This window comes from Pseudomonas sp. TH31, from assembly GCF_016650815.1.
Classification (GTDB): Bacteria; Pseudomonadota; Gammaproteobacteria; order Pseudomonadales; family Pseudomonadaceae; genus Aquipseudomonas.
The window spans coordinates 415,584-442,494 of the sequence record NZ_JAEKEZ010000029.1 but is presented as its reverse complement, the minus strand read 5'-3'; the positions used below and the strand labels follow the sequence as shown (position 1 = coordinate 442,494).

The 26,911-nt window shown below is 59.2% G+C and carries 26 protein-coding genes, 1 tRNA gene and 1 pseudogene; 17 read left to right on the top strand and 11 right to left on the bottom strand.

Translation table 11 applies throughout. The features are described 5' to 3' along the window. The first annotated feature begins 71 nt into the window (after window positions 1–71). Entirely contained in the window at window positions 72–764 is a 693-nt protein-coding gene (gene ung, locus JFV26_RS21425; protein ID WP_201195275.1) for a uracil-DNA glycosylase, read from the top strand. Window positions 765–883: 119 nt separating this feature from the next. On the opposite strand, the pseudogene JFV26_RS21420 reads toward ung, so the two are convergent. From JFV26_RS21420 to JFV26_RS21400, 5 genes and pseudogenes are all read right to left on the bottom strand, one after another. Then, a pseudogene (locus JFV26_RS21420) lies at window positions 884–1,916 on the bottom strand (AbrB family transcriptional regulator). Continuing rightward, the gene (locus tag JFV26_RS21415; protein WP_201195274.1) at window positions 1,909–3,405 is read right to left on the bottom strand and encodes a tripartite tricarboxylate transporter permease; all 1,497 of its coding nucleotides are present in this window, start codon (window positions 3,403–3,405) and stop codon (window positions 1,909–1,911) included. Before JFV26_RS21415 ends, JFV26_RS21420 begins: the two are co-directional and overlap by 8 nt. 18 nt (window positions 3,406–3,423) lie before the next feature. Next, the gene (locus JFV26_RS21410; protein WP_201195272.1) at window positions 3,424–3,882 is read right to left on the bottom strand and encodes a tripartite tricarboxylate transporter TctB family protein; all 459 of its coding nucleotides are present in this window, start codon (window positions 3,880–3,882) and stop codon (window positions 3,424–3,426) included. Window positions 3,883–3,940: 58 nt separating this feature from the next. Beyond that, entirely contained in the window at window positions 3,941–4,918 is a 978-nt protein-coding gene (locus tag JFV26_RS21405) for a Bug family tripartite tricarboxylate transporter substrate binding protein (RefSeq protein ID WP_201195270.1), read from the bottom strand. A gap of 99 nt (window positions 4,919–5,017) precedes the next feature. Beyond that, on the bottom strand, window positions 5,018–6,310 hold the full coding sequence (locus JFV26_RS21400) for an OprD family porin (protein ID WP_201195269.1): 1,293 nt from the start codon (window positions 6,308–6,310) through the stop codon (window positions 5,018–5,020). A gap of 235 nt (window positions 6,311–6,545) precedes the next feature. Here JFV26_RS21400 and JFV26_RS21395 point away from each other — a divergent pair, with 235 nt between their 5' ends. Beyond that, a complete protein-coding gene (locus tag JFV26_RS21395) occupies window positions 6,546–7,217 on the top strand; it encodes a response regulator (protein WP_201195268.1) in 672 nt (223 codons plus the stop codon). Continuing rightward, window positions 7,210–8,598: a sensor histidine kinase gene (locus tag JFV26_RS21390; protein WP_201195267.1), complete on the top strand. Its 1,389-nt coding sequence runs from the start codon at window positions 7,210–7,212 to the stop codon at window positions 8,596–8,598. The genes JFV26_RS21395 and JFV26_RS21390 overlap by 8 nt, the downstream gene beginning before the upstream one ends. Window positions 8,599–8,730: 132 nt before the next feature. Here the strand turns inward: JFV26_RS21390 and JFV26_RS21385 are convergent, their stop codons facing one another. After that, window positions 8,731–9,552, bottom strand: coding sequence for an HDOD domain-containing protein (locus tag JFV26_RS21385; protein ID WP_201195266.1), 822 nt, complete (start codon window positions 9,550–9,552; stop codon window positions 8,731–8,733). Between the two features lie 36 nt (window positions 9,553–9,588). Then, window positions 9,589–10,530: a CAF17-like 4Fe-4S cluster assembly/insertion protein YgfZ gene (ygfZ, locus tag JFV26_RS21380; RefSeq protein ID WP_201195265.1), complete on the bottom strand. Its 942-nt coding sequence runs from the start codon at window positions 10,528–10,530 to the stop codon at window positions 9,589–9,591. A gap of 149 nt (window positions 10,531–10,679) precedes the next feature. Here ygfZ and JFV26_RS21375 point away from each other — a divergent pair, with 149 nt between their 5' ends. Together JFV26_RS21375 and JFV26_RS21370 are read left to right on the top strand one after the other, a co-directional pair. Continuing rightward, a complete protein-coding gene (locus JFV26_RS21375; RefSeq protein WP_003212000.1) occupies window positions 10,680–10,934 on the top strand; it encodes an FAD assembly factor SdhE in 255 nt (84 codons plus the stop codon). After that, window positions 10,918–11,370, top strand: a complete 453-nt coding sequence (locus JFV26_RS21370; RefSeq protein ID WP_201195264.1) for a protein YgfX — start codon at window positions 10,918–10,920, stop codon at window positions 11,368–11,370. Before JFV26_RS21375 ends, JFV26_RS21370 begins: the two co-directional genes overlap by 17 nt. Here the strand turns inward: JFV26_RS21370 and nadB are convergent. Further along, entirely contained in the window at window positions 11,339–12,955 is a 1,617-nt protein-coding gene (gene nadB, locus JFV26_RS21365) for an L-aspartate oxidase (protein WP_201195263.1), read from the bottom strand. The two genes, JFV26_RS21370 and nadB, sit on opposite strands and share 32 nt — an antisense overlap. 556 nt (window positions 12,956–13,511) lie before the next feature. On the opposite strand from nadB, the gene rpoE reads away from it, so the two are divergent. The 4 genes from rpoE (at window position 13,512) to JFV26_RS21345 (ending at window position 17,350) form a co-directional block, all read left to right on the top strand. After that, the gene (rpoE, locus tag JFV26_RS21360; RefSeq protein ID WP_007944079.1) at window positions 13,512–14,093 is read left to right on the top strand and encodes an RNA polymerase sigma factor RpoE; all 582 of its coding nucleotides are present in this window, start codon (window positions 13,512–13,514) and stop codon (window positions 14,091–14,093) included. Window positions 14,094–14,123: 30 nt separating this feature from the next. Next, window positions 14,124–14,711, top strand: a complete 588-nt coding sequence (locus tag JFV26_RS21355) for a sigma-E factor negative regulatory protein (protein WP_201195262.1) — start codon at window positions 14,124–14,126, stop codon at window positions 14,709–14,711. An 8-nt stretch (window positions 14,712–14,719) separates the two neighbouring features. Beyond that, window positions 14,720–15,679, top strand: a complete 960-nt coding sequence (locus JFV26_RS21350; protein ID WP_201195260.1) for a MucB/RseB C-terminal domain-containing protein — start codon at window positions 14,720–14,722, stop codon at window positions 15,677–15,679. 246 nt (window positions 15,680–15,925) lie between these two features. Then, window positions 15,926–17,350 carry a DegQ family serine endoprotease gene (locus JFV26_RS21345; RefSeq protein ID WP_201195259.1) on the top strand — a complete coding sequence of 475 codons (1,425 nt, stop codon included), beginning with the start codon at window positions 15,926–15,928 and terminating at the stop codon, window positions 17,348–17,350. Window positions 17,351–17,422: 72 nt separating this feature from the next. On the opposite strand, the gene JFV26_RS21340 is transcribed toward JFV26_RS21345, so the two are convergent. Beyond that, the gene (locus tag JFV26_RS21340) at window positions 17,423–18,856 is read right to left on the bottom strand and encodes a M48 family metalloprotease (RefSeq protein ID WP_201195258.1); all 1,434 of its coding nucleotides are present in this window, start codon (window positions 18,854–18,856) and stop codon (window positions 17,423–17,425) included. Window positions 18,857–18,954: 98 nt separating this feature from the next. Here JFV26_RS21340 and JFV26_RS21335 point away from each other — a divergent pair, with 98 nt between their 5' ends. Next, window positions 18,955–19,194: a sulfurtransferase TusA family protein gene (locus JFV26_RS21335; protein WP_201195257.1), complete on the top strand. Its 240-nt coding sequence runs from the start codon at window positions 18,955–18,957 to the stop codon at window positions 19,192–19,194. Window positions 19,195–19,225: 31 nt separating this feature from the next. Next, window positions 19,226–20,296, top strand: a complete 1,071-nt coding sequence (locus tag JFV26_RS21330) for an AI-2E family transporter (RefSeq protein WP_201195256.1) — start codon at window positions 19,226–19,228, stop codon at window positions 20,294–20,296. A 97-nt stretch (window positions 20,297–20,393) separates the two neighbouring features. On the opposite strand, the gene JFV26_RS21325 is transcribed toward JFV26_RS21330, so the two are convergent. Together JFV26_RS21325 and JFV26_RS21320 are read right to left on the bottom strand one after the other, a co-directional pair. Continuing rightward, window positions 20,394–20,867, bottom strand: a complete 474-nt coding sequence (locus JFV26_RS21325) for a peroxiredoxin (protein WP_201195255.1) — start codon at window positions 20,865–20,867, stop codon at window positions 20,394–20,396. Between the two features lie 10 nt (window positions 20,868–20,877). Beyond that, window positions 20,878–21,438 carry a glycine cleavage system protein R gene (locus tag JFV26_RS21320; RefSeq protein WP_017336973.1) on the bottom strand — a complete coding sequence of 187 codons (561 nt, stop codon included), beginning with the start codon at window positions 21,436–21,438 and terminating at the stop codon, window positions 20,878–20,880. 328 nt (window positions 21,439–21,766) lie between these two features. Between JFV26_RS21320 and dapA the strand changes: the two genes are divergently transcribed. From dapA to JFV26_RS21290, 6 genes are all read left to right on the top strand, one after another. Further along, on the top strand, window positions 21,767–22,645 hold the full coding sequence (dapA, locus tag JFV26_RS21315) for a 4-hydroxy-tetrahydrodipicolinate synthase (protein ID WP_201195253.1): 879 nt from the start codon (window positions 21,767–21,769) through the stop codon (window positions 22,643–22,645). Window positions 22,646–22,662: 17 nt separating this feature from the next. Further along, window positions 22,663–23,778: an outer membrane protein assembly factor BamC gene (gene bamC, locus JFV26_RS21310; RefSeq protein ID WP_201195252.1), complete on the top strand. Its 1,116-nt coding sequence runs from the start codon at window positions 22,663–22,665 to the stop codon at window positions 23,776–23,778. Window positions 23,779–23,782: 4 nt separating this feature from the next. Beyond that, a complete protein-coding gene (locus tag JFV26_RS21305; protein ID WP_201195251.1) occupies window positions 23,783–24,541 on the top strand; it encodes an MBL fold metallo-hydrolase in 759 nt (252 codons plus the stop codon). A gap of 28 nt (window positions 24,542–24,569) precedes the next feature. Beyond that, window positions 24,570–25,283, top strand: coding sequence for a phosphoribosylaminoimidazolesuccinocarboxamide synthase (gene purC / locus JFV26_RS21300; protein WP_123507616.1), 714 nt, complete (start codon window positions 24,570–24,572; stop codon window positions 25,281–25,283). A gap of 84 nt (window positions 25,284–25,367) precedes the next feature. Further along, window positions 25,368–25,457, top strand: a tRNA-Ser gene (locus JFV26_RS21295). 864 nt (window positions 25,458–26,321) lie between these two features. Continuing rightward, window positions 26,322–26,831: a hypothetical protein gene (locus JFV26_RS21290; RefSeq protein ID WP_201195248.1), complete on the top strand. Its 510-nt coding sequence runs from the start codon at window positions 26,322–26,324 to the stop codon at window positions 26,829–26,831. The last annotated feature ends 80 nt before the right edge of the window (window positions 26,832–26,911 follow it).

Below are 26,911 nucleotides of genomic sequence, written 5' to 3'. Positions count from 1 at the left end.
TGTGTCAGATCAATTGACAAGCCGGTTGGGGTTTCCTAGGGTTCGCCCCATTGTTTTTGCCGGGTATGACCATGACTGCTGACGACCGTATCAAACTCGAACCGAGCTGGAAGGAGGCACTGCGTGCTGAGTTCGACCAGCCCTACATGGCAGAGTTGCGCTCATTCCTGCAACAGGAGCGGGCGGCCGGCAAGGAAATCTATCCGCCAGGCCCGATGATCTTCAACGCGCTCAACTCCACGCCGCTGGACAAGGTCAAGGTCGTGATCCTCGGTCAGGACCCTTACCACGGCCCCGGCCAGGCCCATGGCTTGTGCTTCTCGGTGCAACCGGGCGTGCCAGCGCCGCCGTCGCTGGTGAACATCTATAAAGAGTTGAAACGCGACCTGAACATCGACATCCCGAGCCACGGCTGCCTGCAGAGCTGGGCTGATCAGGGTGTGCTGATGATCAACACCACCATGACCGTCGAGCGTGCGAACGCCAATGCGCACAAGGATAAGGGCTGGCAGTTTTTCACCGATCGGATCATTGAAGTGGTCAGTCAACAGCAACCGCATCTGGTGTTCATGCTGTGGGGCGCCCATGCCCAGAGCAAACAGAAACTGATCGATGCCACCAAGCATCTGGTGCTGACGTCGGTGCATCCGTCGCCGCTGTCCGCTTATCGAGGCTTCCTTGGTTGCGGGCATTTCAGCCGGACCAACAAGTTTCTGGAACAGAATGGCGAAACGCCGATCGAGTGGCGGTTGCCGCCGGTTTGATATGTTGACCGTGAGGGGCCCTTCGCGAGCAAGCCCGCTCCCACATTGGATCTTCAGTGTTCACAAGATCAATGTGGGAGCGGGCTTGCTCGCGAAGCAGGCGCTTCGGTCCATCAGAATTACTCAGGCATCCGATTCCAGTACTTGAACAACGGCTCCGCCAGAAAACAACACAAACAACAACCGCATCACCTGCATCGCCGTGACCAATGGCACCGACAGCTGCAGGGTTTCGGCCGTCAGGCTCATCTCCGCAATCCCGCCGGGCATCATGCCCAGCGTCAGTGAACGCAAATCCAGATGGGTCAACGCACTCAACCCCAGCGCTGCTGCCGTGGCGATCAGCATGGTCAGCACCGTGCCGATCAACGTCCGCCCCATAAATGACGGTGCCCGCCGGAAGAACTGCCGATTGAAGTGACAGCCCAAGCCGCTGCCAATCAGCCATTGGCCGATCTGGCTGCCGCCGTCAGGCAAGCCGATGTGCAGATCACAACCAATGCTCACCGCCGCACTCACCAACAACGGTCCGAACAACCACGGATTGGGTTGACGCAAACGTTGCCAGCCCCAGGCGAGCAGGGCGCCCGCCGGAAACAACATGGCCAGCCAACGCCAATCGACGGCCGAGGCATGGGAAATCGGCGCACCGTCCCCGAGCAAATACTTGAACGCCGCCGGGACACACAACACGACCACCAGCACCCGTAGACTTTGCCCAGCCGCGACCCGGCTGAGCACCGCGCCATTGCGAGCGCCGAGGTTGACCATTTCACCGGAACCACCCGGCATGCTGGAAAAGAACGCCGTGGCGCGATCCTCCCCGGTGCGCCGCATCAACCAGACCCCGACCACGGCGGACAGGCTGGTCACCAGCGCTCCAAAGAAGATCAAACCCAAATGACTCAGTACCTGCTCCATCACCACCGGGGTGAAGTGCAGGCCGATACCGATGCCGACGATCCACTGACCGCACTTGCGCCCGCCAGGGATTTCAGCCAATTGCCAGGGTGTCAGGCAGCGCACCAGGATGATCGCCAGCAGCGAGCCGACCATCCACGGCAGCGGCCAGCCGATCTGGCTGGCGAGGTAACCGCCAAGCAGACCGACCAGCGGAGTTCCCCACCAGGTTTTGAAGGGACGATCAGACATCGGCGATGGTACGCCGGGCGACCGAACGTTTGCGCCAGATCCGGATGATGGGCATCAGCAACATGATCGCGGTCAGCACCCAGCAGCCGAAGGTGATCGGGCTGGACCAGAGAATCTCCAGCGCGCCGTTGGAAATCGACAGGGCGCGACGCAGGTTCTGCTCCATCAAGCCGCCGAGGATGAATCCCAGCAGGACAGGCGATAACGGAAAGTCCATCTTGCGCAGGATGTAACCGAAGATACCGATGCCGATCATCAGGAACAGGTCGAACGTGGTGGCGTGCACCGCGTAGACGCCGATCCCGGTAATGATCGCGATCACCGGCACCAGCGCCCAGTTCGGCACGGCGAGGATGCGGGTGAAGATGCGGATCATCGGGATGTTGAGGATCACCAGCATGATGTTGGCGACGAACAACGAGGCGATCAGCCCCCAAACGATGTCCGGTTGTTGCTGGAACAGCAGCGGTCCCGGCGTGATGTTGTACAGCGACAGCGCGCCGATCATCACCGCGGTGGTGCCCGAGCCTGGAACGCCGAGGGTCAGCATCGGCACCAGTGCGCCGCAGGCTGCGCCGCCGATGGCGGTTTCCGGTGCCGCCAGGCCACGCATGTCGCCCTGGCCGAAGGTGCCTTTGGCGCCGGCGATGCGTTTTTCGGTCATGTAGGCCACGGCGCTCGCGAGCGTCGCGCCGGCACCCGGCAACACGCCCATGATGAAACCCAGCACGCCGCAGCGAATGTTCACCACGAACACCGCCGAGGCTTCCTTGAAGTTGAACATCATGCGGCCGGTGGCTTTCACCGCTTCCTGGCCGTGGTGGGTTTTTTCCAGCAGCAGGAGGATTTCACTGATGGAGAACAGGCCCAGCACCAGCACCACAAATTGAATGCCGTCGGTCAGGTGGATGTTGTCCCCGGTGAAACGGTACACACCGCTGTTGGCATCGATCCCGACGCTCGACAGGAACAGACCGATCAACGCCGCGATAAAGGTCTTCAGCGGTCGATCACCGGCCATGCCGCCCAGGCAGACAATTGCAAACACCATCAGCACGAAGTATTCGGCGGGTCCGAAGGCAATCGCCCATTTCGCCAGCAGCGGGGCGAACAGCACCATGCCGCAGGTGGCGATGAACGCACCGATGAACGAACTCCACGCCGACAGCGACAGCGCTACACCGGCCAGGCCTTTGCGGGCCATCGGGTAACCGTCGAGGGTGGTCATGACGGTGGACGCTTCACCGGGAATGTTCAGCAAAATCGAGCTGATCCGGCCGCCGTATTCGCAACCCAGGTACACCGCCGCCAGCAGGATCAGTGCTGATTCCGGTGGCAGGCCGAGGGCGAATGCAATCGGGATCAACAGCGCTACGCCGTTGATCGGGCCCAGGCCCGGCAACAGGCCCACCACGGTGCCGATGAGCGTGCCGCACAGCGCGGTCACCAGGTTGTACGGGGTCAGCGCAACGCCAAAACCCTGACCCAAATAGCAAGAGTATCCATATCAGTTCTCCAGAACGTCGAGCACGCCCAAGGGCAGTGGCACGTCCATCAACTTGTCGAACAGCAGATAAAGACCGATCGCCATCAGGCTGATGATCACTGTGCTGGGCAACCAGCGGCCGCCGTACAGGCGTGCCATCGGGATCCCGATCAGGATGCTCGCGACAATGAAACCAAGCGGTTCGAAGGTGCCGGCGAACACCAGTAACAGCACCACACAGAGACCGATTTTGGTCAGGGTCTCGCGGTCCAGCGGCGGTTCGTCAGGGTTTTGCTTGATCGGTGCGGGGCGAAACACCATGTACAACAGCGCCAGGCCCATCAGCCCGAGCATCAACAGCGGGAAGGCCCGTGGCCCCACCGGTTCGTAGGAAAAAGCCGCTTGATACGGCCACGCCATCAGCGCCAGGCCGACACAGGCCAGCAACAGCACCGAAGCAAAAATGCGTTGTAAGAGCATGGGGAACTCCTGTGCCGCAGCCCGTGCAAACGGGGCCGCAGCCGCTAGACAGAGGCGATCACTGGATCAGGCCGAACTCTTTGGCGAGCACTTTGTAGTCCGCTACCTGCTTCTTCACGTAGGTGTCCAGCTCCGGGCCGGTCATGGCGAACGGGAACAGTTCACGCTGATCGCGCAGCTTGGCGAAGTCTTCGGAGGCCAGCAGTTTGTCGAAGGCGTTTTTCCACCAGGCGTAGTCTTCGTCGCTGACTTTTGGCCCGAGGTAGAAACCGCGAACCACCGGCCAGACGATGTCGTAGCCTTGCTCTTTGGCGGTCGGGATGTCCTTCATTTCCGGCTCGTCCAGACGCTTGTCGGCGAATACCGCCAGCAGACGCATGTCACCGCTCTGGATGTGCGGCATGGAGTCGGAGATGTCGGTACTGCCGACCTGGATATGGCCGCCGAGCAGCGCAGTGGCGATTTCACCGCCGCCTTCGAGGGCCACATAACGCAGGTCACGCGGATTGATCCCGGCGGCTTTGGCGATCAGCGCGGTTTGCATCCAGTCCTGGCTGCCGACGGTGCCGCCGGAACCGATCACCACTTTGCTTGGATCTTTCTTCAGCGCCTGAACGAGATCGTCCAGATTCTTGTAAGGCGAATCGCTTTTTACTGCGATGGCGCCGTAGCTGGTGCCGACGGCGGCCAACCAGCGAACGTTGGTTTCATCAAAACGCCCGAACTTGCCCTGGGCCAGGTTCAGCAGCGAACCGCTGGACCACGCCACCAGCGTACCGGCGTCGGCCGGGCGCTGAGCGACCACCGCGTTGTACGCCACCGCGCCGACCCCGCCGGGCATGTAGGTTACGCGCATCGGTTTGGTCAGGATTTTTTCGTTGATCAGCGCGCTTTGCGCCAGTTTGCAAGTCAGGTCGAAACCGCCGCCTGGGGAGGCCGGGGCGATACATTCCGGGCGCTTCGGTTCGGCCATCAGTTGGCCGGCAAACAGCAGGGCGCTGGCGGTGAGAGCAACTTTACGCAGTGACAAATTCATTGGGTTCTCCACAAATTTATTGTTGTATGGATGTGTAGGAGCTGCCGCAGGCTCGGGCCGCGTTCGGACGATCTTTTTGGCCTTCGGCGGTTCAATCAATTACCAAAGTGCAACGCTATAGCTCACCAGCAGACGCACTTCATCGGCATCGCGAGCGGAGTAGTTGGAACGGTAGGTGGCATTACGCAGGCGTACGGCGACGTCCTTGAGCGCGCCGCTTTGTACAACATATTTGATCTCGGTGTTGCGCTCCCACTCTTTGCCTTCTTCACCGTTCTTGAGCTTGATGTTGTCACCGCTCAGGTACCGGCTCATGAAACTCAGGCCAGGAACGCCCAGTTTGGCGAAGTCAAAGTCGTAGCGCGCTTGCCAGGAATGCTCTTGGGCACCGGCAAAGTCGTTGATCTGCACGAAGTTGACCAGGTATGGATCGCTGCCATCGACATACGGGAATGCACTGTCGCCGGACATGTGCTGATAACCGGCGCTGAATTTATGCCCGCTCAAGGCATAGCTCACCAGGCCGTTGAGGGACTTGTTGTCGATCTTGCCGCCACGGGCCGCGCCCTGGTCGTCACTGATGGCCAGTCGCAGGTCGGTGCCGAAGGTGCCGGGGCCGAACGGTTGCGAGGCGACCACGCCGAGGAAGTGTTGGTTGTAGACTTCATCGAGTTGCGCGAAGTGGTAGCTGCCGGTGATTTTGTCGGTGAGCTTGTAGTCCACGCCGCCAAAGTCGAAGTGCTTGCCAGCGACTGTTCCGGCAAAACGGCTGTTCTTGTTGTTGAGGGCAATGTCCTCGAAGTCGGTGCTGTCGCGGTCCTTGGCTTTATTCAGTCGCCCGCCGGTGAAGGTCAGGTTCTTGATCTCTTTGGAGGTCAGCAGGCCGCCTTCGAAGGTCTGCGGCAGGATGCGCCCGTCGTTGGGCTTGAGGATCGGCAGCTCCGGGATCAGGCTGCCGATTTTCAGTTCGGTGGCGGAGATCTTCACTTTGCCGGTCAGGCCAAGTTTGGAGTACTCATTGGCCGCGCGACCGTCATCGTGGGTCGGCAACAGGCCGGTGCCGGTGCGGTCGGGACTCGAATCGAGCTTGACCCCCAGCATGCCCAGCGCATCGACACCGAACCCCACGGTGCCGTCGGTGTAACCCGATTGCAGATTGAGCATGAACCCCTGGGCCCATTCGTCACGCTTGGATTGCTGGGCACTGGTGCCATCGCGAAAGTCGCGGTTGAAATACATGTTGCGGGTTTCCAGTGTTGCCTTACTGTCTTCGAAGAAGGCAGCCTGGCTCAACGGCGAAAAGCCGGCGAAGGCGGCGGCACTGGCAAGGGCGGTCTGGCTGAGGCGGGAAAAACGAACAGGCGGGCGAGCCTGAAGCTGCATGGACAGCATCGTGAAGTACTCCGTTATTGTTCTTATTGGCGAAAACGCTTCGTGGCGTTTTTCGTACTTGCCAGTGGCAATGGCAACGGGCAGTCGAAACTGTCCGTGGCTGGACTCTAACCGGCCAACCTTTCGCTAACCTTTCAGCTGACTTTCACGGTTTTCGGGCTTCACAGCAGCGGTTGCGGCTGTAAACTCCGCGCCAAAGAATGGCGTCGACCATCTCTGAACGAGGTAAAAATCCATGCGTGTCCTGCTCGTCGAAGACCATCTGCAGCTCGCCGAAAGTGTCGCCCAGGCGCTCAAGAGCACCGGCTTGACCGTGGATGTTTTGCACGACGGCGTGGCGGCCGACCTGGCCTTGAGCAGCGAGGAATACGCCATGGCGATCCTCGATGTCGGCCTGCCGCGCATGGATGGTTTTGAAGTGCTGGCGCGTCTGCGGGCCCAGGGTAAAAACCTGCCGGTGTTGATGCTGACTGCCCGCAGCGACGTCAAGGACCGGGTCCATGGCCTGAACCTCGGCGCCGACGATTACCTCGCCAAACCCTTCGAACTGACCGAGCTCGAAGCCCGGGTCAAAGCCTTGCTGCGGCGCAGCGTTTTAGGTGGTGAGCGGCAGCAGCGCTGTGGCGTGTTGGCCTATGACCTGGACACGCGACGCTTCACCCTCGGCGAAGAATTGCTGACCCTGACCTCTCGCGAACAAGCCGTGCTCGAAGCGCTGATCGCCCGCCCCGGTCGGGTGATGAGCAAGGAACAACTGGCGTCCCAGGTATTTGGCCTGGACGAAGAGGCCAGCCCCGACGCCATCGAAATTTACGTTCACCGCTTGCGCAAGAAACTCGATGGCCAACCCGTTGCAATCGTGACCTTCCGTGGCCTCGGTTATTTACTGGAAAGCCGCGATGCATAAGCCCAGCAGCCTGCGCTGGCGGTTGCTGTGGAACCTGGCGCTATTGCTGGTGGTGCTGATGTTGGCCAGCGGTCTGAGCGCGTATTGGAACGGTCGCGAAGCGGCCGACACCGCTTATGACCGGACCTTGCTGGCTTCGGCGCGGACCATCGCCGCGGGCCTGTCCCAGCGCGATGGCAGCCTCAGCGCGAACGTGCCTTACGTCGCCCTAGATACCTTCGCCTACGACAGTGCCGGGCGAATTTATTACCAGGTCAACGACATCCATCAGAAGCTGATTTCCGGTTACGAAAACCTCCCCGGACCGCCGCCGGGAACGCCGCGCACCGACGACTACCCGGCGTTGGCGCGTTTCTACGACGCCACGTACCAGGGGCAGAACGTGCGGGTGGTCAGTCTGCTCAAAGCCGTGATCGAACCGAACATGAATGGCATGGCGGAAATTCGTGTGGCGGAGACTGATGAGGCGCGAGTGCGCATGGCGCGCAGCCTCGCGGCGGATACCTTGCTGCGGCTGGGCATGTTGGCGATTGGCGCACTGATGATCGTCTGGTTTGCGGTCAGCGCGGCGTTGCGTCCGTTGGAGCGTTTGCGCACCGCAGTGGAAGAGCGCCAGTCTGATGACCTGCGGCCATTGCCGCTGGTGGAAGTGCAGCGTGAGTTGTGGCCGCTGGTGCGAGCGCTCAATCACTTTACCGAACGCCTGCGCGGGCAGTTTGAGCGTCAGGCGCAGTTCATCGCCGATGCCGCTCATGAATTACGTACACCGCTGGCGGCGCTCAAGGCACGACTGGAGTTGGGCTTGCGCGCGAGCGAACCCGAAATCTGGCGCAGCACCCTGGAAACCGCCGCCCAAGGAACGGATCGCCTGACGCACTTGGCCAATCAGTTGCTTTCCCTGGCTCGGGTCGAAAACGGCGCGCGGGCGATTGCCGAGGGCGGTGCGCAGTTGCTGGACTTGAGCCAGTTGGCCCGGGAACTGGGCATGGCCATGGCGCCGCTGGCCCATGCACGCGGCGTGGCGCTGGCACTGGAGGCGGACGAACCGGTGTGGCTGCGGGGTGAACCGACACTGTTGAACGAATTGTTGAGCAATCTGGTGGACAACGCGCTGGCTCACACACCGCCGGGCGGCAACGTGATCCTGCGTGTCACGGCGCCAGCGGTGCTGGAGGTCGAGGACGATGGCCCCGGGATTCCCCTTGAAGAGCGCGATCGGGTGTTCGAGCGCTTTTATCGACGCAACCAGCAGGTCGCGGGATCAGGGTTGGGCTTGGCGATTGTCGGTGAGATCTGCCGCGCGCACCTGGCGCAGATCAGCCTGCACGACGGGGAGACGGCGGGGTTGAAGGTTCGGGTGAGTTTTATGGCAGGGGAGTGATCGGCAGGGTGATTGCCCCGTAGGAGCTGCCGAAGGCTGCGATCTTTTGATCTTCAGCGATCCGTCAGGCGCCAGGATCAAAGTCAAAAGATCGCAGCCTTCGGCAGCTCCTACGGAGGGAAGTGTTCACAATCAATAAAACATCGACCGCGACTCTTCCAGATCCCTGCACATCGCCTCATTCTCTGGATCAATCCCCAGCTTCTTGAACGCCGGAACATTGAGCACATCTATGCGGGCCAGCGGGTGGTCGGTGTCCTTGTGGCAATACAGGCTGGCGACCTGTACCAGGTCGACATAATCGACCCGCCCGGAATCACGTTTGAAGTCCAGGTACTGCCCCGGCAATTTCACCAGCATCTCCGGAAATTCCCAGACGCTGAGCAGCTTGTCGCCGAGCAACGGATGAATGCGGTCGATCACATGGTTGAGACTGACCGGGTCCGAGAGCAGTTCATAGTGGTCTTCGGCGTACGTCAGGATCGGCAGTACACCAATTTGATGTACCAACCCGCCCAGCGCAGCCTGATCCGGCTTGAGCTGGGTATAGCTGCGGCACAGCGCGTAACTGATCCCGGCGATTTCCAGGCTTTTGCGCCAGACATCGCGCATTTTCTGTTCCACCACTTCAGAACGGGCGTGGAAAATCTGTTCCATCACCAAGCCGATGGCCAGGTTGCTGCTGTAGTTCACGCCCAGCCGGGTGATGGCCGTGTGCAGGTCGGTGACTTCCTGGGTCGCACGCAGCAACGGGCTGTTGACCACTTTGATCAGGCGCGCCGACAGCGCGGTATCGCGGCCGATTACTTTACTCAGGGTGCTTACGCTGATTTCCGGATCTTCAGCGGCCTTGCGAATTTGCAGGGCCACTTCCGGTAGTGTTGGCAGAACCAGATCATCGTTATCGATGGCCTCAACCAAATCCTGTTGGACCTTATCCGCCAGCTCGCTCATTTCTGTTCTCTAGGGTCTTGCAAAAAAATACTGCTGTTAACGCTGGATTTCTTTATCGCGATCCAGCATGTAGGGCAGGTCGAGCAAGTGCAGGGCAGGGCCTTCGAGCGCTGCCAGGTGAATGTCGCCGCCCTCTGCTGCTTCGGCTTGCAGTACGGCCAGGAGTTCAATGTTTTGTTTGCCGCGTGCGGCAATCACCACTTCACCGATGGAACTGCCGTGGCTCGGGGAAAACAGCTGGGTACCGGGCTCCGGCAATTCACTGCCATCGAGTTGCAAGCGGTACAGCCGGCGCTTGAGTTTGCCCAGGTACTGCATTCGCGCGACGATTTCCTGGCCGGTGTAGCAGCCTTTCTTGAAGCTCACGCCGCCAACGGCTTGCAGGTTGAGCATTTGCGGGATGAACAGCTCACGGGTGCTCGGCATGACCTGGCCGATCCCGGCGCGGATCTGGCCCAGCAGCCATTGATTCAGATCGCCTTCGGCCAGCAGGGCGGACAGCTTGCCCTTGATGACGTCGGCTTGATCGGCGGCAACCCAGAGTTCGGCACGTTCCGGTGAAACACGAATGGCGATCAGGCCGTCGGTGCGCGCAACGCTGTCGGTGTCGGCCGGCAGCTCAAGACCCAGGCTGCGCAGTGCCGCATCGCCATGATCGAGGCCCAGACGCACCCAGGCAGCACTTTCATCGGTCAGTTTGGATTTGGAAAACACTGCGTATTTTTTCAGGTCCGCCAGTTGCGGCTCCAGCAGCTCGGTGGCCATGGCCAGGAGAACGCCGTCGCCTTCCAGCAGAATGCGGAAACTCGACTGCATCCGGCCTTTCTGGGTGCAACGGGCGCCGAGGCTGGCCTGGGAGTCGCTCAGGTAGTTGAGGTTGCAGGTCAATTGGCCTTGCAGGAATTTGCCGGCATCCGCGCCGCGGACCGCGAGAACGCCTTCGTGTGACAGGGTGCAGAAAAAAGCAGAGTCGGCCATGGGTCATCGCAGGGTAAAGAGTCTGGGAGACATCATAAGGGGGCGCCCATGAAATGGGTAGTTTACAAAAGCTCGAGAAGGGCCGACCAAAGCCGACTGTTCGACCGGGCGCGGGGCTGTATACTTGCCGCCTATTTGAGGAGCGCTCCATGGTCGAAGATGTTGAACTGAATCGCCTCTACTGGCACAGCCGCCGCGGCATGCTCGAGCTTGACGTGCTGCTGGTGCCGTTCGTGAGAGAGGTCTATCCGCACCTCAATGATGTCGACCGTGATTGCTACCGCAAGCTGCTCGAATGCGAAGATCAGGACATGTTCGGCTGGTTCATGGAGCGCGCCGAATCGGAAGATCCGGAGCTTCAGCGCATGGTTCGCATGATCCTGGATCGTGTCCAGCCCAAGTAATGCGTTCGAATGCCGCTGGCATGCCTCACGGCAATTGCTGGCGGCGTATCTTGCGGCCCAGCTGTTCGCGCTGGGCTCGCTATTTCTTTTCTCCATACCGCTCTGGGCAAGTTCGCTCGGTGTTTTGTTGTGTCTGGCTCATGGCTTTTGGGCATTGCCACGGCAGATTTTACTGACGCACCCGCAGGCATTTCGCGGTTTACGCCGCGATGCCGATGGCTGGCAGTTGTGGAGTCAGGCCGAGGGTTGGCAGCCGGTCCAGCTAAGGCCGGACAGCCTCGCGTTACCGTTGGTCGTAATACTGCGGTTTCGTCTGCGCGGCGAGCGCCGGGTCAGAACTATTTGTGTGCCGCAGGATTCGCAGGCGGCGGATCTGCACCGACGCCTGCGGGTTCGACTCTGTTTCAGCCGGCGTAGGTGGGCGGCACCAGAATAGTGTCCAGTGCCTCAGGCAACATGTTCGGGTAGTCGAGGGTGTAATGCAGACCGCGACTTTCCTTGCGCTCCATGGCTGACTGGATCATCAATTCCGCTACTTGAGCCAGGTTGCGCAACTCGATCAAATCCCGGCTGACCTTATAGTTGCTGTAGAACTCGTCGATTTCGTCCAGCAGCAGCCGCACCCGGTGTTGTGCCCGTTGCAAGCGCTTGTTGGTGCGCACGATGCCCACGTAGTCCCACATGAAGCGCCGCAGTTCGTCCCAGTTGTGCGCAATGATCACGTCTTCGTCGGAGTCGGTCACCTGGCTCGCGTCCCAGACAGGCAGGGCGGTCGGGATCGAAACCTGCGGCAACTGCTCGAGAATGTCCGCCGCCGCCGAACGGGCGTAGACGAAGCATTCCAGCAGCGAGTTGCTGGCCATGCGGTTGGCGCCGTGCAGGCCGGTGAAGCTGGTCTCGCCGATGGCATACAGGCCCGGCACGTCGGTGCGGCCCTGTTGATCGACCATCACGCCGCCGCAGGTGTAGTGCGCTGCCGGGACTACCGGGATCGGTTGCCTGGTGATGTCGATGGAAAATTCGAGGCAGCGCTCGTACACCGTCGGAAAGTGGGTCTTGATGAATGCTTCGGGCTTGTGGCTGATATCCAGGTAGACGCAGTCGACGCCCAGGCGCTTCATCTCGTGGTCGATGGCCCGGGCAACGATGTCACGTGGCGCCAGTTCGGCGCGCGGGTCGAAACGCTGCATGAAGCGTTCGCCATTGGGCAGCTTCAGGTGCGCACCTTCGCCGCGCAGGGCTTCGGTGATCAGGAAACTCTTGGCCTGAGGGTGATACAGGCACGTAGGGTGGAACTGGTTGAACTCCAGGTTTGCCACGCGGCAGCCCGAACGCCAGGCCATGGCAATGCCATCTCCGCAAGCGCCATCAGGGTTGCTGGTATAGAGATAGACCTTGGCGGCGCCACCGGAAGCGAGGATCACGAAGCGGGCGGCGTAGGTGTCGACTTCACCGGTGGCGCGGTTGAGTACGTAGGCGCCCAGGCAACGGTCGCCTTCCAGGCCCAGGCGTTTTTCGGTGATCAGGTCGACCGCAACGCGCTGTTCCAGCAGTTCGATGTTCGGGCGTTGTCGGGCCTGGAACAGTAAGGTTCTGAAGATCGCCGCACCGGTGGCGTCGGCAGCGTGGATGATGCGCCGATGGCTGTGGCCGCCTTCGCGGGTCAGGTGAAACTCGAAACCGCCGTCCTCCGTGCCAGACTGTTCATCGCGGGTAAACGGAACGCCCTGGTCGATCAGCCACTGGATGGCTTCTTTACTGTGCTCGACGGTAAACCGCACAGCGTCTTCATGGCACAGGCCGCCGCCGGCATTGAGCGTGTCATCGACGTGGGACTCGACGGTGTCGGTATCATCCAGCACGGCAGCGACACCGCCCTGGGCCCAGAAAGTCGAGCCATTGGCGAGGTCGCCTTTGCTCAATACGGCGATGCGCAGATGATCAGGCAAGGTCAGCGCAAGGCTCAAACCGGCAGCGCCGCTGCCAATGACCAGAACATCGTGTTGAAACTGTTGGCTCATTTCAGGATTCCGCTCAAAGCGACCCGGGTCGGGGTTGGCGCAAGACTCCTGGATCGGCGAGTCAGGCAGCCACACAGCCCACTAGTATATAGAGGGGGGAGCGGCACAATAGCCGGGCCTACATGGCATTGTGAAACTACTGTGACGGAAAAGACCGGACGCTTCGTCGGAAGTTTTTTTCACCGGTTCGGCGACAAGGCGACTGTATCGAGGATTTAACAGTCTTTTTCGCTTCGCAGTCGCACAATGTCGGTTGCACCCGGCTATAAATATTTGGAACTTTTGCCAAAGGCCCAAGATCAATAGCTGGTTGTCTGAATCAAGGGACAGTGTCGGCTTCAGAGCGGGACCTGCTGTTTGGTCCTTGCCGGCGAATCCGATGACAAGATTATTCGCGCAGCCGGGTTATCCCGAGCTGCGTTTTTCGTGCGTGCCAAATCAGAGCCCGCAGGAAACTTGCTTGAAGGGGAGAACTTTTGCGAAAAGCCCGAGTCTATGTTTGCAAGTCTGGTCGTTTAGTTATGCACGCCTCCTTCGAGCTTATCGAGGAGTGTTCATGCTAACCCAGGAAGAGGATCAGCAGCTGGTCGAGCGCGTCCAACGCGGCGACAAGCGAGCTTTCGATCTGCTAGTGCTGAAATACCAGCACAAAATTCTCGGGTTGATCGTGCGTTTCGTGCACGACACCCATGAAGCCCAGGATGTCGCACAGGAAGCCTTTATCAAGGCGTACCGTGCACTTGGTAATTTCCGCGGAGACAGCGCGTTTTATACGTGGCTTTACCGCATCGCCATCAACACGGCGAAAAACTATTTGGTTTCACGCGGCCGCCGGCCGCCGGATAGCGATGTCAGTTCCGAAGACGCAGAGTTCTACGATGGCGATCATGGCCTCAAGGATCTCGAGTCGCCAGAACGCGCATTGCTGCGGGATGAGATCGAAGGCACCGTCCATCGAACCATTCAGCAACTGCCAGAAGATTTACGTACGGCCTTAACTTTACGTGAATTCGATGGTCTGAGTTACGAGGACATTGCGGCGGTTATGCAGTGTCCGGTGGGTACCGTGCGTTCCCGGATTTTCCGGGCTCGGGAAGCCATTGATAAAGCCCTGCAGCCGTTGTTGCAGGAAAACTGAGACAGCGGCGACAGCCAAGAGAGGAACGCCATGAGTCGTGAAGCCCTGCAGGAATCGCTGTCCGCAGTGATGGATAACGAAGCGGATGAGCTGGAATTGCGTCGGGTACTGAATGCCTTTGACGATGTTGAAACCCGCGATACCTGGGCTCGTTACCAGATCGCTCGGGCAGTCATGCATAAGGATCTGCTGCTTCCACGTCTGGACATCGCTGCGGCAGTTTCTGCTGCGCTGGAAGACGAAGCCGTCCCGGCCAAGGCATCTCGCGGTCCATGGCGCAGCCTGGGTCGTCTGGCCGTCGCTGCTTCGGTGACCGTCGCTGTACTGGCAGGTGTTCGTCTGTACAACCAGGACGAAATTGCTGGCGTCGAACTGGCTCAGCAATCCAATCAGCCTGCTCTGGCCGTTCCTCAGGTCAAGGGCCCAGCTGTATTGGCAGGCTACAGTGAGAGTTCGGAAGCCACTGGCCCTATGGCCAACGGCGTATTGCAAGGTCAGCCGGGCTGGCACGATCAGCGTCTGCCAGGCTACTTGCGCCAACATGCTCAACAGGCCGCCTTGAAAGGCACTGAAAGTGCTCTGCCTTACGCTCGTGCAGCAAGCTTGGAAAACCGTTAAGGAGGATCATGCGCGCCATACCTCTACTTACGCTCTTGCTTGGTGGCTGGTTTGTTGTTCCAGCCCACGCTGATGAAGCCCAGGACTGGTTGACCCGTCTGGGACAGGCCGAGCAAACGCAAAGCTTTCACGGTACTTTTGTTTACGAGCGTAACGGTAGTTTTTCTACCCATAACATCTGGCACCGCGTCCAGGATGGCAAGGTCCGCGAGCGTTTGCTCCAGCTCGACGGCTCGGCACAGGAAGTCGTGCGCATTGATGGGCATACTCAATGCGTCAGCGGCACCCTGATAGCGGGGCTGGGGGAGTCTCCCAAATCTGCTGCTCGTGCACTCGATCCACAAAAGCTCAAGAATTGGTACGACCTTGCCGTCATCGGCAAGTCGCGTGTGGCTGGGCGTTCGGCGGTGATCGTTTCACTGACGCCGCGTGACCAGCATCGTTACGGTTTCGAGTTGCACCTGGACAAGGAGACCGGCTTGCCCCTCAAGTCATTGCTGCTGAATGACAAGGGGCAGTTGCTCGAGCGATTCCAGTTCACGCAACTGGATACCACCGATGCCCCATCAGACAAAGATTTGCAGGCAGGTCCTGATTGCAAGACAGTATCCCTGGAGCCTGACAAGGCTGAGGCACTTAAAACCGCCGAAGTCTGGCATTCGGACTGGTTACCGCCAGGTTTCGAACTCAGTAGCAGTTCCTCGCGCAAAGACCCTGAGACCAAAACTCAGGTCAGCAGCTTGATGTACGACGATGGGTTGGCCCGCTTCTCGGTGTTTCTTGAGCCGTTGAATGGCGCTACCGTCACCGATACTCGTACCCAGCTGGGTCCAACCGTTGCGGTATCCCGACGCTTGACCACGCCTCAAGGTGAGATCATGGTGACCGTGGTCGGTGAAATCCCTATCGGTACCGCCGAACGCATTGCGCTGTCCATGCGCTCCGATGCTGTTACGGCCAAACAGTGAGCTGAATGGTGATGCTCATGGATCGGCAGTTTGATTGTGCGAGAGGTCAGCGATGCCCATTCCACCATTGAGATGTCGAAATGTTTGGTGAGCATTTCAATTTGCAAATACCCCTGGATTTTTCTATAGGTCAGAGCCTCACGGCTCTGGCCTTGTTTGTTGTTCCCGGAACAAAAATACCGGCGTATCGTTCCCGGTGTTCCTTGCTCCATATCGCTTAACCATGCTCGTCGTAACGGGAGCCGTATGTCGATACCACGCTTGAAGTCTTACCTCTCCATTTTTGCCACCGTGCTGGTGCTCGGTCAGGCGGTCTCTGCTCAAGCGGCCGAATTGCCTGACTTCACGCAACTGGTCGAACAGGCCTCGCCTGCGGTGGTGAACATCAGTACCACGCAGAAACTGCCTGATCGCAAAGTGTCGAACCAGATGCCGGATCTTGAAGGCCTGCCGCCAGCGCTGCGCGAGTTCTTCGAGCGCGGCATGCCGCAACAACGTTCGCCTCGCGGTGATCGTCAGCGCGAAGCGCAGTCCCTGGGATCGGGTTTTATCATCTCGCCTGATGGCTACATCCTGACCAACAACCACGTGATTGCCGATGCCGACGAAATTCTTGTCCGCCTGGCCGACCGTAGTGAGTTGAAAGCTAAACTGATCGGCACCGACCCGCGTTCCGACGTGGCGCTGCTGAAAATCGAAGGCAAGGATCTGCCGGTTCTCAAGCTCGGCAAATCCCAGGACTTGAAGGCCGGCCAGTGGGTTGTCGCCATCGGTTCGCCGTTCGGCTTTGACCACACCGTGACCCAAGGCATCGTCAGCGCCATCGGTCGCAGCCTGCCGAACGAAAACTATGTCCCGTTCATCCAGACCGACGTGCCGATCAACCCGGGCAACTCCGGTGGCCCGCTGTTTAACCTGAACGGTGAAGTGGTCGGGATCAACTCACAAATCTACACCCGTTCGGGCGGCTTCATGGGTGTGTCGTTCGCGATCCCGATCGATGTCGCGATGGACGTATCCAATCAACTGAAAAGCGGCGGCAAAGTCAGCCGAGGCTGGTTGGGTGTCGTGATTCAGGAGGTGAACAAGGACCTGGCTGAGTCATTCGGCCTGGAGAAACCGGCCGGTGCGCTGGTGGCTCAGATCCAGGATGACGGCCCGGCGGCCAAGGGTGGCCTGCAGGTGGGCGACGTGATCTTGAGCATGAACGGTCAACCGATCGTCATGTCTGCTGATCTGCCACATCTGGTCGGCGCACTCAAGGCAGGCGCCAAGGCCAATCTTGAAGTGATCCGCGAGGGCAAGCGCAAGAATGTCGAGCTGACCGTCGGCGCAATCCCGGAGGAAGGCAAAGAGCTGGATGCGAAGGCGAAATCCGGGGTTGAGGGCAGCAGCAACCGCTTGGGTGTTTCCGTTGCCGAGCTGACCGATGAGCAGAAGAAAGCCAACGACCTCAAGGGCGGCGTGGTGATCAAGGACGTCCAGGACGGTCCTGCTTCGCTGATCGGCTTGCAGCCAGGTGATGTGATTACTCACCTGAACAACCAGGCGATCGGCTCCACCAAGGAGTTCACCGAGATCGCCAAGGCATTGCCAAAGAACCGCTCGGTGTCGATGCGGGTTCTGCGTCAAGGTCGTGCCAGCTTCATCACCTTCAAACTGGCTGAATAAACCGGTTGTTGGCTGAATAAAAAACCGCCTCGAAAGAGGCGGTTTTTTTGTGCCTGGGTTTTTTCGACGTCGTCAGCCCATCATGTCCTTGATCATGCGCTCCTGCTCCATCAGCTCTCGTTGCCGTGCATCGATCCGTGACGACAAGGGGAAGTTACTGCCGGCCTTGCGCTTGGCAAAGTCCAGTTGCTGAATAGCCTGGCGGTAATCGCCGACCAGAGCGAAGTATTCGGCGCGAGCCTGGTGCAAGCCGATGATGTTGCCCGACAGGCCGCGAGTCTCCGCCACCATGTACCAGACATCCGGATCATCCGGACGAGACTTGAGCAGGTTTTCCAGGGCTTTTTCAGCATCGGCGGTACGGTTCTGTTTGAGCAGCAAGTCGACACGGACCTGGTTCAGCGGGTAGTTGCCCGGATACTGGGTCAGCAGTCGGTCAACCCGCGTTTGGGCCTCAGGCAGGCGATTGTTGGTGATGTCCAGATCGACCTGAGCCAGGTTGTAGATAATCTCGTTCGGCGCCGTGGCCAGCAGTAGCTTGAGGTTCTCCCGTGCCTCGTTCAATTGGCCACCCTTGATCTGGGCGATGGCCAGGCCGTAGCGCGCGACGTCGTTTTTCGGGTTCTCATCCAACTGGGCTCGGAAGCGTTTGGCGCCCAGGCCAGGGGTTTCTTCGTAGATCAGTTGCACCCGTGCGCGAATCAGTTGGTAACGCATGCTGTCTTCGATGCCGCCCGGTTTGGCCTGTTCGGCACGGTTACGGGTGTCGGCGATTCGCGACTCGGTCACCGGGTGAGTCAGCAGGAATTCCGGTGGCTTGGCGTCGAAGCGGTACTGACGCATCAAGCGCTCGAACATGTTTGGCATCGAGCGCGGATCGTAACCGGCCTTTTCCAGGTTGAGGATGCCGATCCGGTCGGCTTCCTGTTCGTTCTGGCGCGAGAAGCGCCGTTGCTCCTGGATCGCTGCTGCCTGGGTACCGGCAATGGTGGCGATCCCTGCATCACCGGCGCCAGCGGCGGCAATCACGATCCCGGCCAGCAGGGCGGCCATCATCGGCAGTTGCATGCGTTGCGAGGCTTCGACGCCACGGGCGAAGTGGCGTTGCGACAAGTGAGCCAATTCGTGAGCCAGCACCGAAGCATATTCACCTTCGGTCTGGGCATTGAGGAACAAGCCGCCGTTGACCCCGATGATCCCGCCCGGCGCGGCAAAGGCGTTGAGCTGCGGGCTGTTGATCAGGATGAACTCCAGGCGCCGGTCAGTGACCTGGCTGGTTTCCACCAGTTTGTAGACGCTGGATTCGACATAATCCTTGAGCTGCGGATCATTGAGCTGCAATACCTGGCTGCGCAACATTGCCAGCCACGCGCGGCCCAATTGGTATTCCTGTTGCGGCGAGACAATGGCAGAACTGGCGTCACCGAGTGACGGCAGGTCGTCGGCGAAGCCTGGTGAGGCAAGCAGGCAAGCGAGCGTCAGCAGGGTAGGGCGCAAAAAAGTCATGCACAAAGCCTTAGTCGACAAAGACCTTACTGTAGCCGGACACCGGCCTTCGGACCAGATATTCTAGGCCGCTCAACCACCTGATCCGGAGTGATGCAATGACCGATGCTGTAGCCCATGACGCGGAACTGGACGCCAGTGGCCTGAATTGTCCGTTGCCGTTGCTCAAGGCCAAACTTGAGCTCAATCGCATGGCCAGCGGTGCGGTACTCAAGGTCATCGCCACGGATGCGGGTTCTCAGCGCGACTTCCGCACCTTTGCCCGATTGGCCGGTCATACGCTGCTGCTCGAAGAAGACGAGGCGGGTGTTTACCGCTATTGGTTGAAAAAAGCCTGAAACCGGCTGCGTTCGTTCCTAAGGATTATTGATGTTCAAAGTGTTACGCGACTGGATTCAGCGCTACTTCTCCGACGAAGAGGCCGTGGTGCTGGCGGTGCTGTTGATCCTGGGGTTTACCGCGGTGCTCACGTTGGGCGGCATGCTCGCGCCAGTGCTGGCCGGGATGGTGCTGGCGTATCTGATGCAGGGACTGGTCGTTACCCTTGAACGCCTGCGCGTTCCCGGTGGTGTGGCCGTGGGGCTGGTCTTCGCGTTGTTCATGGGGTTGTTGCTGGTGTTCATCGTGGTGGTGGTGCCGTTGCTCTGGCATCAGTTGATCACCTTGTTCAACGAGCTGCCCGGCATGCTCGCCAAGTGGCAGTCGCTGTTGTTGCTGTTACCCGAACGCTATCCGCATCTGGTGTCCGACGAGCAGGTGCTGCAAGCCATTGAAGTGGCCCGGGGTGAAATCGGCAAGTTCGGTCAGTGGGCGCTGACATTCTCGTTGTCGAGCCTGCCGCTGCTGGTCAACATCATGATCTATTTGGTGCTGGTGCCAATCCTGGTGTTTTTCTTCCTCAAGGACCGGGAAATGATCGGGCAGTGGGTTCGCGGCTACCTGCCGCGTGAGCGGGCGCTGATTACCCGGGTTGCGCAAGAGATGAACCGACAGATCGCCAACTACATTCGCGGCAAGGTCATTGAAATCATCATTTGTGGGGGGGTGACCTACATCGCGTTCGTCGCGCTGGGCCTCAATTACGCGGCGCTGCTGGCGTTGCTGGTCGGTGTGTCGGTGGTGGTGCCTTACGTTGGCGCGGTGGTGGTGACCGTGCCGGTGCTGCTGATCGCGTTGTTCCAGTGGGGCTGGAGTGATCAGTTCATCTACCTGATGGCGGTCTACGGGATCATCCAGACGCTGGATGGCAACGTGCTGGTGCCGCTGCTGTTCTCGGAGGCGGTCAACCTGCACCCGGTGGCGATCATCTGTGCGGTGCTGTTGTTTGGCGGCTTGTGGGGCTTCTGGGGGGTGTTCTTTGCGATTCCCCTGGCGACACTGTTCAAGGCAGTGCTGGATGCCTGGCCGCGCAAGGAGCCGGTGGTGGCGCCGCTGCTCTAGAACGATGGTGATGCAAAAAGATCGCAGCCTGCGGCAGCTCCTGCAGAAGCTCCGCGATCGGCGTAGGAGCTGCCGGAGGCTGCGATCTTTTTCGGTATCAAGCCTTATTCAGGGCCTGAGCCGCGGCCAAAACCGCATCCACATGCCCCGGCACCTTCACGCCGCGCCATTCCTGACGCAACACACCGTCCTTGTCGATCAGGAACGTGCTGCGATCAACGCCCATGTATTCCTTGCCGTAGAGCTTTTTCAGCTTGATCACGTCGAACAGTTGGCAGAGCGCTTCTTCCTTGTCGCTGATCAGCTCGAAGGTGAATGCCTGCTTGGCTTTGAAGTTCTCGTGGGACTTCAGGCTGTCGCGGGACACGCCGAAGACTTCGGTGTCGGCCGCTTTAAAGGCATCCAACTGATCGCGAAAACCCTGGCCCTGGGTCGTGCAGCCCAGGGTGCTGTCCTTCGGATAGAAGTAAATCACCACTTGCTTGCCTTTGAGGCTCGCGAGGCTGACGGTCTGCCCGCTGGTGGCGGGTGCTTCGAAGTCGGTAACCGGTTGGTCGATAGCAACGGCCATGAAAGCTTCCTTACATTGGGTTTTGTGGGCGCCACGGTTCGATCAGGGCGTCCAGGTTCAGCGCGTCGGCGAAATCCAGGAACTGATCGCGCAGCCAGCTGATTTGCACGCCGGCCGGCAGCGTCACGGTAAACGTGGCGTTGAGCATGGTGCCGCCGGTTTGCGGCGCCTGATACGTGTCGCAGGTCAGGTTTTCCAGCTCGACGTTGTGGTCCATGAAAAACTGGCACAACTCGTTGATGATGTCCGAGCGGTAAGCCGAGCTGACATAGGCAACGTAAGGCAGGGCTTGAGGGCGGTTCTCCAGCGCCGCACTGCGCACCACGTTGACTGTGAAGGCGTGCTTCTTGGCGAGGGTTGGCAGGCTGCCTTCCAGGCGGGCCAGAGCGTCCCAGCTGCCGGAGATCTCGAGGATCAGGGCACTGCACTCGCCATGACGGGTCAGGCGAGAAGTGACCACGGCGCAGCGGTTTTCATGGCTGGCGCGGCACAGGACGTTAGTCAGCTCCATGGGGTTGGCGCCGAGGGCACTGATGACAAGGAATTGTTCGCGAACTGTGGGGGTGGACATGCAGCATTCCTAAAGCGATGAGCGGTCGATACTTCTACGGGCTTTTTTAGCCGGGGGCGACCCTGCGCAGACGAATTCAGAAAACCCGGGCCGAAGGTTGCAACGTGCTCCAGAGTGGCCGGAGCGAGGGGTGGCAACGCTGGATCGGGGCTTGTGATGCCGAAAATGGAGGCTGGAACCCGGCGTACGAGCTTATCAGTACCGATCAAAGTCTGAAGGGTAGCGAAAAGCAGCGCCAAGGGGAATGGCAGCAGCGCAGTACTTCGCTTGTACAAGCATCTTGGCGCCAGTACCATTACGGCTCTCTTTTTCCGGCAGGAGCGGTTGCATGATTGCGGGCAGTATGGTGGCACTGGTCACACCCATGGATGCACAAGGTCGTCTCGACTGGGACAGCCTGAGCAAACTGGTGGACTTTCACCTGCAAAACGGCACCCACGCCATCGTGGCGGTCGGCACGACAGGTGAATCGGCCACGCTAGACGTGAACGAACACATCGAAGTGATTCGTTACGTGGTCAAGCAGGTTGCAGGGCGCATCCCGGTCATCGCCGGCACCGGTGCCAACTCGACGCGCGAAGCCATCGAACTGACCACCAATGCCAAGGTCGCTGGCGCCGATGCCTGCCTGCTGGTCACGCCGTACTACAACAAGCCGACCCAGGAAGGCTTGTACCAGCACTTCAAGGCCATCGCCGAAGCGGTCGATATCCCGCAGATCCTGTACAACGTGCCTGGCCGCACCGCGTGCGACATGCAGGCCGAGACTGTGATCCGCCTGTCGACCGTGAAAAACATCATCGGTATCAAGGAAGCCACTGGCGACCTGGGCCGTGCCAAGGCGATCATCGACGGTGTCAGCAAAGACTTCCTGGTGATCTCCGGTGACGATGCCACCGCTGTCGAGCTGATCCTGCTGGGCGGCAAAGGCAACATCTCGGTGACCGCCAACGTCGCCCCGCGTGACATGGCCGACCTGTGCAACGCCGCGCTCAAGGGCGACGCCGTGACTGCTCGTGCCATCCACGAAAAGCTGATGCCGCTCAATAAAACCCTGTTTATCGAATCCAACCCTATCCCCGTGAAATGGGCACTGCATGAAATGGGCTTGATGCCGGACGGTATCCGTCTGCCGCTCACCTGGCTCAGCGCTGCCTGTCACGAACCGCTGCGGCAGGCCATGCGCCAGTCCGGCGTCCTGGTTTAATTGAGGAAGTACAACGCATGAAGCGAATGGCCGGACTTTCCGCACTTGCCTTGATTATCTCCAGCACCAGTGGCTGCGGATGGATCTGGGGCCCGGAAGGTTACTTCCGTGACCGTGGTAGCGATTACCTGGAAGCGCAACAGACTGCACCGATGCAACTGCCCCCGAATGTCAGCACCTCCAAACGTCTGGATCCGCTGTTGCCGATCCCGCGTAACGTGGCCGATGACACCGCCAAGGGCGAATACATCGTGCCGCGTCCGCAACCGCTGTCGGCGATTGCTGATGCCAGCGACTACACCCTGCAAAAAAGCGGTGATTCGCACTGGGTCATGGGTCAGCACCCACCGGCCGAAGTCTGGCCAGTGGCTGTTCAGTTCTTCCAGGACAACGGTTTCCGTCTGGACGAACAACGCCCGCAAACCGGTGAATTCACCACCACCTGGCAACATTCCGACGAACTGTCCGCTGCCATGGCCAAGCGCCTGAGCGCGGCTGGCGTCGCCGCCGACAGCGAAACCCGCGTGCGGGTCCGCATCGAGCCGGGCGTGCAGCGCAACACCAGTGAAATCTACGTGGTCAGCGCCCAGCGTCCTGCTGGCAGCACCGCCGACGTCGACTTCACCAGCCGTTCGGTCAACACTGGCCTGGACGCGGCACTGGTGGACGACATGCTCGCGAGCATGAGCCGCATTTCCGAGAAGGGCGGTTCGGTCTCCATGCTGGCTTCCCAGGACTCCGATAAGCCAAACCGTGTCAGCCTGAGCGAAGACGGCAGCGGCAACCCGATCCTGAACGTCGGTCCGGACCTGGATCGCGCCTGGTCGAGCGTCGGTCGTGCGCTGGAACAGGGCGAATGGCGTGTTGAAGACATCAACCGCAGCCTGGGCCTGTACTACATCAACTTGTCGGAAAAAGCCGAGAAGAAAGACGAGAAGCCTGGTTTCTTCAGTAGCCTGTTCGGCAGTGCGCCGACCAAGGAACAAGTTGAAGCCCGTGCCGACCGTTATCAGGTTCGTCTGAGCAAGGTGGGCGAGAACGTCCAGGTCACCGTCGAGAAAAACATCAACACCGTTGCGCCGGCAGAAGTGGCGCGCAAGGTGTTGAGCGTGATTCAGGACAACCTGGGCTGATCACATGCGTTTTGCCGTTCTCGGCAGCGGTAGCCAAGGGAACGGCACGCTGATAGCCAGCGCTGACACGTATGTGCTGGTGGATTGTGGTTTCTCCCTGCGGGAAACCGAAAAACGCCTGCTGCGCCTGGGTGTAAACCCGGCGCAGTTGAGCGCGATACTCGTGACCCACGAACATGCCGACCACGTGCATGGCGTGGGTTTGCTGTCTCGGCGCTACAATCTGCCTGTCTACCTCAGTCGCGGCACCCTGCGCGGGATGCGCAAACCGATTGAACCCGCGGGCTTCCTGGCCGGCGGCGAGCAATTGCAGATCGGCGCCCTGAACATCGAAGTCATTGCCGTGGCCCACGATGCACAGGAACCGACGCAATACGTCTTCAATGACGGTGAGCGGCGCTTCGGCCTGTTGACCGACCTGGGCTCGTATTGCAGCAAGGTGCTGGACGGCTATCGGGACCTCGATGCGTTGATGATCGAGTCCAACCATTGCCGTGACATGCTGGCTCGCGGTCACTACCCGTACTTCCTGAAGCAACGGGTGGGCGGTGAACTGGGACATTTGAACAACCACCAGGCGGCATTCCTGGTGTCCGAGTTGGGCTGGCAAGGCCTGCAACACCTGGTCCTGGCCCATCTAAGCAGCAAGAACAACCTGCCGCAGCTGGCCCGGCAATGTTTTGTCGACACCCTCGGGTGCGACCCGGACTGGCTGCAACTGGCCGATCAAGATTCAGGGCTCGACTGGCGACACATCGCCTAGCCCACCTACTTAGCAAGCGGAGCCCATCATGGAAAAACGTGAAGAACTCTACCGCGGCAAAGCCAAATCGGTTTTCAAGACCGACGACGCTGACCGCTTGATCCTGCTGTTTCGCAACGACACCTCGGCGTTCGACGGCAAGCGTATCGAGCAGCTCGACCGCAAAGGCATGGTGAACAACAAGTTCAACGCCTTCATCATGCAGAAACTCGAAGCGGCCGGCGTGCCGACCCAATTCGACAAACTGCTGGGCGACAACGAGTGCCTGGTGAAGAAGCTCGACATGATCCCGGTCGAGTGTGTCGTGCGTAACTACGCCGCCGGCAGCCTGGTCAAGCGTCTGGGCGTTGAAGAGGGCCTGAAGCTCAACCCTTACACCTTCGAACTGTTCCTGAAAGACGACGCCAAGGGCGACCCGTTCATCAACGAATCCCACGTCGTGGCATTCGGTTGGGGCACCGCCGAGCAGCTGGTTCGCATGAAAGAACTGTCGCTCAAGGTCAACGAAGTCCTGAGCAAACTGTTCGACGACGCCGGCCTGCTGCTGGTCGACTTCAAACTCGAGTTCGGCGTGTTCTCCGACGGCTCCATCGTCCTGGGCGACGAATTCAGCCCGGACGGCTGCCGCCTGTGGGACAAGGCTACCGGCAAGAAAATGGACAAAGACCGCTTCCGCCAGGGCCTCGGTGACGTCATCGAAGCCTACGAAGAAGTCGCCAATCGTCTGGGCGTACCGCTTTAATCGACGCAAGCATCTGATAGCACGGAAAAAATTTCGCCTGGGGGGTTCGCTTCCGGCAAAAGTGTTGTTATGATGCGCGCCGTTGGAGAGATGCCAGAGTGGCCGAATGGGACGGATTCGAAATCCGTTGTACCTTCACCGGTACCTAGGGTTCGAATCCCTATCTCTCCGCCATACATAGAAAAGCCCCATAGATCAAGGTCTTGGGGCTTTTTGCATTCTGGGATTCTACGTAACGATTCTACGTAAAATACCTGTCACTACAGACCTTCTCAGCGCCTCTACAGTGCGTCCCCGTCCTTCATACCCTATTGCGTAGTTAGATTGCCAAGTGCTCGCTTGTGGCGGCCATGGGCTGTCAAAAGTAGATGTCGTTACGCGGGAAGATCTGGAAGGTCTGAAGGGAGCGGGTTGCACCTTTGCTTGCCTTCGAAAGCCGGGTGATGAGGTGCCCATGTTGCCGGTAGGAAGGTGATGAGCTCACCGTTTGTCAGCCTATTAAAATATATCTTGCTATTTCTGACGGAAGGTACTAGGCAGTTCAGGCTTCTCATGGTACAATATGTTGTAAGATAAAGAGAGATTTATTCATCCTCTTTTAGTTCTTGGTCCACCCTCAGATATACCCCCCAACTTCTTAATTATTCACTGACCAGCCTCCAAGCTGATTAGTGTCTCAGGCCGTTCGCTTCGTTCGCGGATTTCCTTACTCCCCATCGAGTGGAGTTGGCCTAAAACTCGACCTAATTACGCGTCAATCTCCATGGTTGCACCTTCTTGGCCAAAGCCTCAAAACTTTGGCCTTTTCTTCATGCGCTGTTTTCTGCGTTACAGCCACATCCTAATACCTGAGGAGCCATTATGGCGAAAGTAATATACCAGTCTTGTGCTGCGTGCAGCACCAAGTTCCCAGTAAGACCCCAAGCACCACATGCAAAGTTCTGTTCTACCAAGTGTCGAGTGCAAAGTCACCGTCAAGATAAGCAACCCGTAACACCCATCGAAACACAAACCATAAAATCAGAAGGAAACAAAACCATGAGTGAGCTATTCCAACCAGATGCAGCACATCTACAAAGACTCAAAGATATTGAAGAGTCGTTCTACCGTGATCGCACCCAGTGCAATATCCAAGGCCGTGAGTTAATGGGCTTGATGGAGACTTTCGAAGTGCAGGGGCTACAACAGGCCCTTGATAAGTATACCGAGCTTCTTGGTCAGGGCTACACGCCATCAGCGGCGGTTATGCACCGCCCCGTTCTCACCGCTGGCCCAACGTTTGACTGGGTAGTGTTGACCTTGCAAAAACCAGCCGAGCAGGTAGAGGCAGAACTCGCCAAAATCATGGTCGACGTTGAAACAAACTACCTTGAGCAATTGGTTCAAGCGAAAGCCGCTGCTGTAGCGAAAGAAGTTGAATCATTGCTCGCTGCTGAGCGCCGTAAGCAACAACAAACTCAGTTGGATGCAAAGGCTGCCGAGGATGCAGCGGAATACGCCAGAGTAGAGGCCGATGTATTGAGAGCATTGGGTGGCTCGAATGACTGATAAGCATCTAATCGACCCGGCTACGCTGTCCGGTACGGAACTCTTGCTGAGACAGAAGTATGCAAGTTCCACTCTCGCTG

Coding starts and splice junctions, on each gene's coding strand:
- ung (WP_201195275.1), top strand. CDS start 72: ATGACTGCTGACGACCGTATCAAACTCGAACCGAGCTGGAAGGAGGCA.
- JFV26_RS21410 (WP_201195272.1), bottom strand. CDS start 3,882: ATGCTCTTACAACGCATTTTTGCTTCGGTGCTGTTGCTGGCCTGTGTC.
- JFV26_RS21405 (WP_201195270.1), bottom strand. CDS start 4,918: ATGAATTTGTCACTGCGTAAAGTTGCTCTCACCGCCAGCGCCCTGCTG.
- JFV26_RS21400 (WP_201195269.1), bottom strand. CDS start 6,310: ATGCTGTCCATGCAGCTTCAGGCTCGCCCGCCTGTTCGTTTTTCCCGC.
- JFV26_RS21395 (WP_201195268.1), top strand. CDS start 6,546: ATGCGTGTCCTGCTCGTCGAAGACCATCTGCAGCTCGCCGAAAGTGTC.
- JFV26_RS21390 (WP_201195267.1), top strand. CDS start 7,210: ATGCATAAGCCCAGCAGCCTGCGCTGGCGGTTGCTGTGGAACCTGGCG.
- JFV26_RS21385 (WP_201195266.1), bottom strand. CDS start 9,552: ATGAGCGAGCTGGCGGATAAGGTCCAACAGGATTTGGTTGAGGCCATC.
- ygfZ (WP_201195265.1), bottom strand. CDS start 10,530: ATGGCCGACTCTGCTTTTTTCTGCACCCTGTCACACGAAGGCGTTCTC.
- JFV26_RS21375 (WP_003212000.1), top strand. CDS start 10,680: ATGGTCGAAGATGTTGAACTGAATCGCCTCTACTGGCACAGCCGCCGC.
- nadB (WP_201195263.1), bottom strand. CDS start 12,955: ATGAGCCAACAGTTTCAACACGATGTTCTGGTCATTGGCAGCGGCGCT.
- rpoE (WP_007944079.1), top strand. CDS start 13,512: ATGCTAACCCAGGAAGAGGATCAGCAGCTGGTCGAGCGCGTCCAACGC.
- JFV26_RS21355 (WP_201195262.1), top strand. CDS start 14,124: ATGAGTCGTGAAGCCCTGCAGGAATCGCTGTCCGCAGTGATGGATAAC.
- JFV26_RS21350 (WP_201195260.1), top strand. CDS start 14,720: ATGCGCGCCATACCTCTACTTACGCTCTTGCTTGGTGGCTGGTTTGTT.
- JFV26_RS21345 (WP_201195259.1), top strand. CDS start 15,926: ATGTCGATACCACGCTTGAAGTCTTACCTCTCCATTTTTGCCACCGTG.
- JFV26_RS21340 (WP_201195258.1), bottom strand. CDS start 18,856: ATGACTTTTTTGCGCCCTACCCTGCTGACGCTCGCTTGCCTGCTTGCC.
- JFV26_RS21335 (WP_201195257.1), top strand. CDS start 18,955: ATGACCGATGCTGTAGCCCATGACGCGGAACTGGACGCCAGTGGCCTG.
- JFV26_RS21330 (WP_201195256.1), top strand. CDS start 19,226: ATGTTCAAAGTGTTACGCGACTGGATTCAGCGCTACTTCTCCGACGAA.
- JFV26_RS21325 (WP_201195255.1), bottom strand. CDS start 20,867: ATGGCCGTTGCTATCGACCAACCGGTTACCGACTTCGAAGCACCCGCC.
- JFV26_RS21320 (WP_017336973.1), bottom strand. CDS start 21,438: ATGTCCACCCCCACAGTTCGCGAACAATTCCTTGTCATCAGTGCCCTC.
- dapA (WP_201195253.1), top strand. CDS start 21,767: ATGATTGCGGGCAGTATGGTGGCACTGGTCACACCCATGGATGCACAA.
- bamC (WP_201195252.1), top strand. CDS start 22,663: ATGAAGCGAATGGCCGGACTTTCCGCACTTGCCTTGATTATCTCCAGC.
- JFV26_RS21305 (WP_201195251.1), top strand. CDS start 23,783: ATGCGTTTTGCCGTTCTCGGCAGCGGTAGCCAAGGGAACGGCACGCTG.
- purC (WP_123507616.1), top strand. CDS start 24,570: ATGGAAAAACGTGAAGAACTCTACCGCGGCAAAGCCAAATCGGTTTTC.
- JFV26_RS21290 (WP_201195248.1), top strand. CDS start 26,322: ATGAGTGAGCTATTCCAACCAGATGCAGCACATCTACAAAGACTCAAA.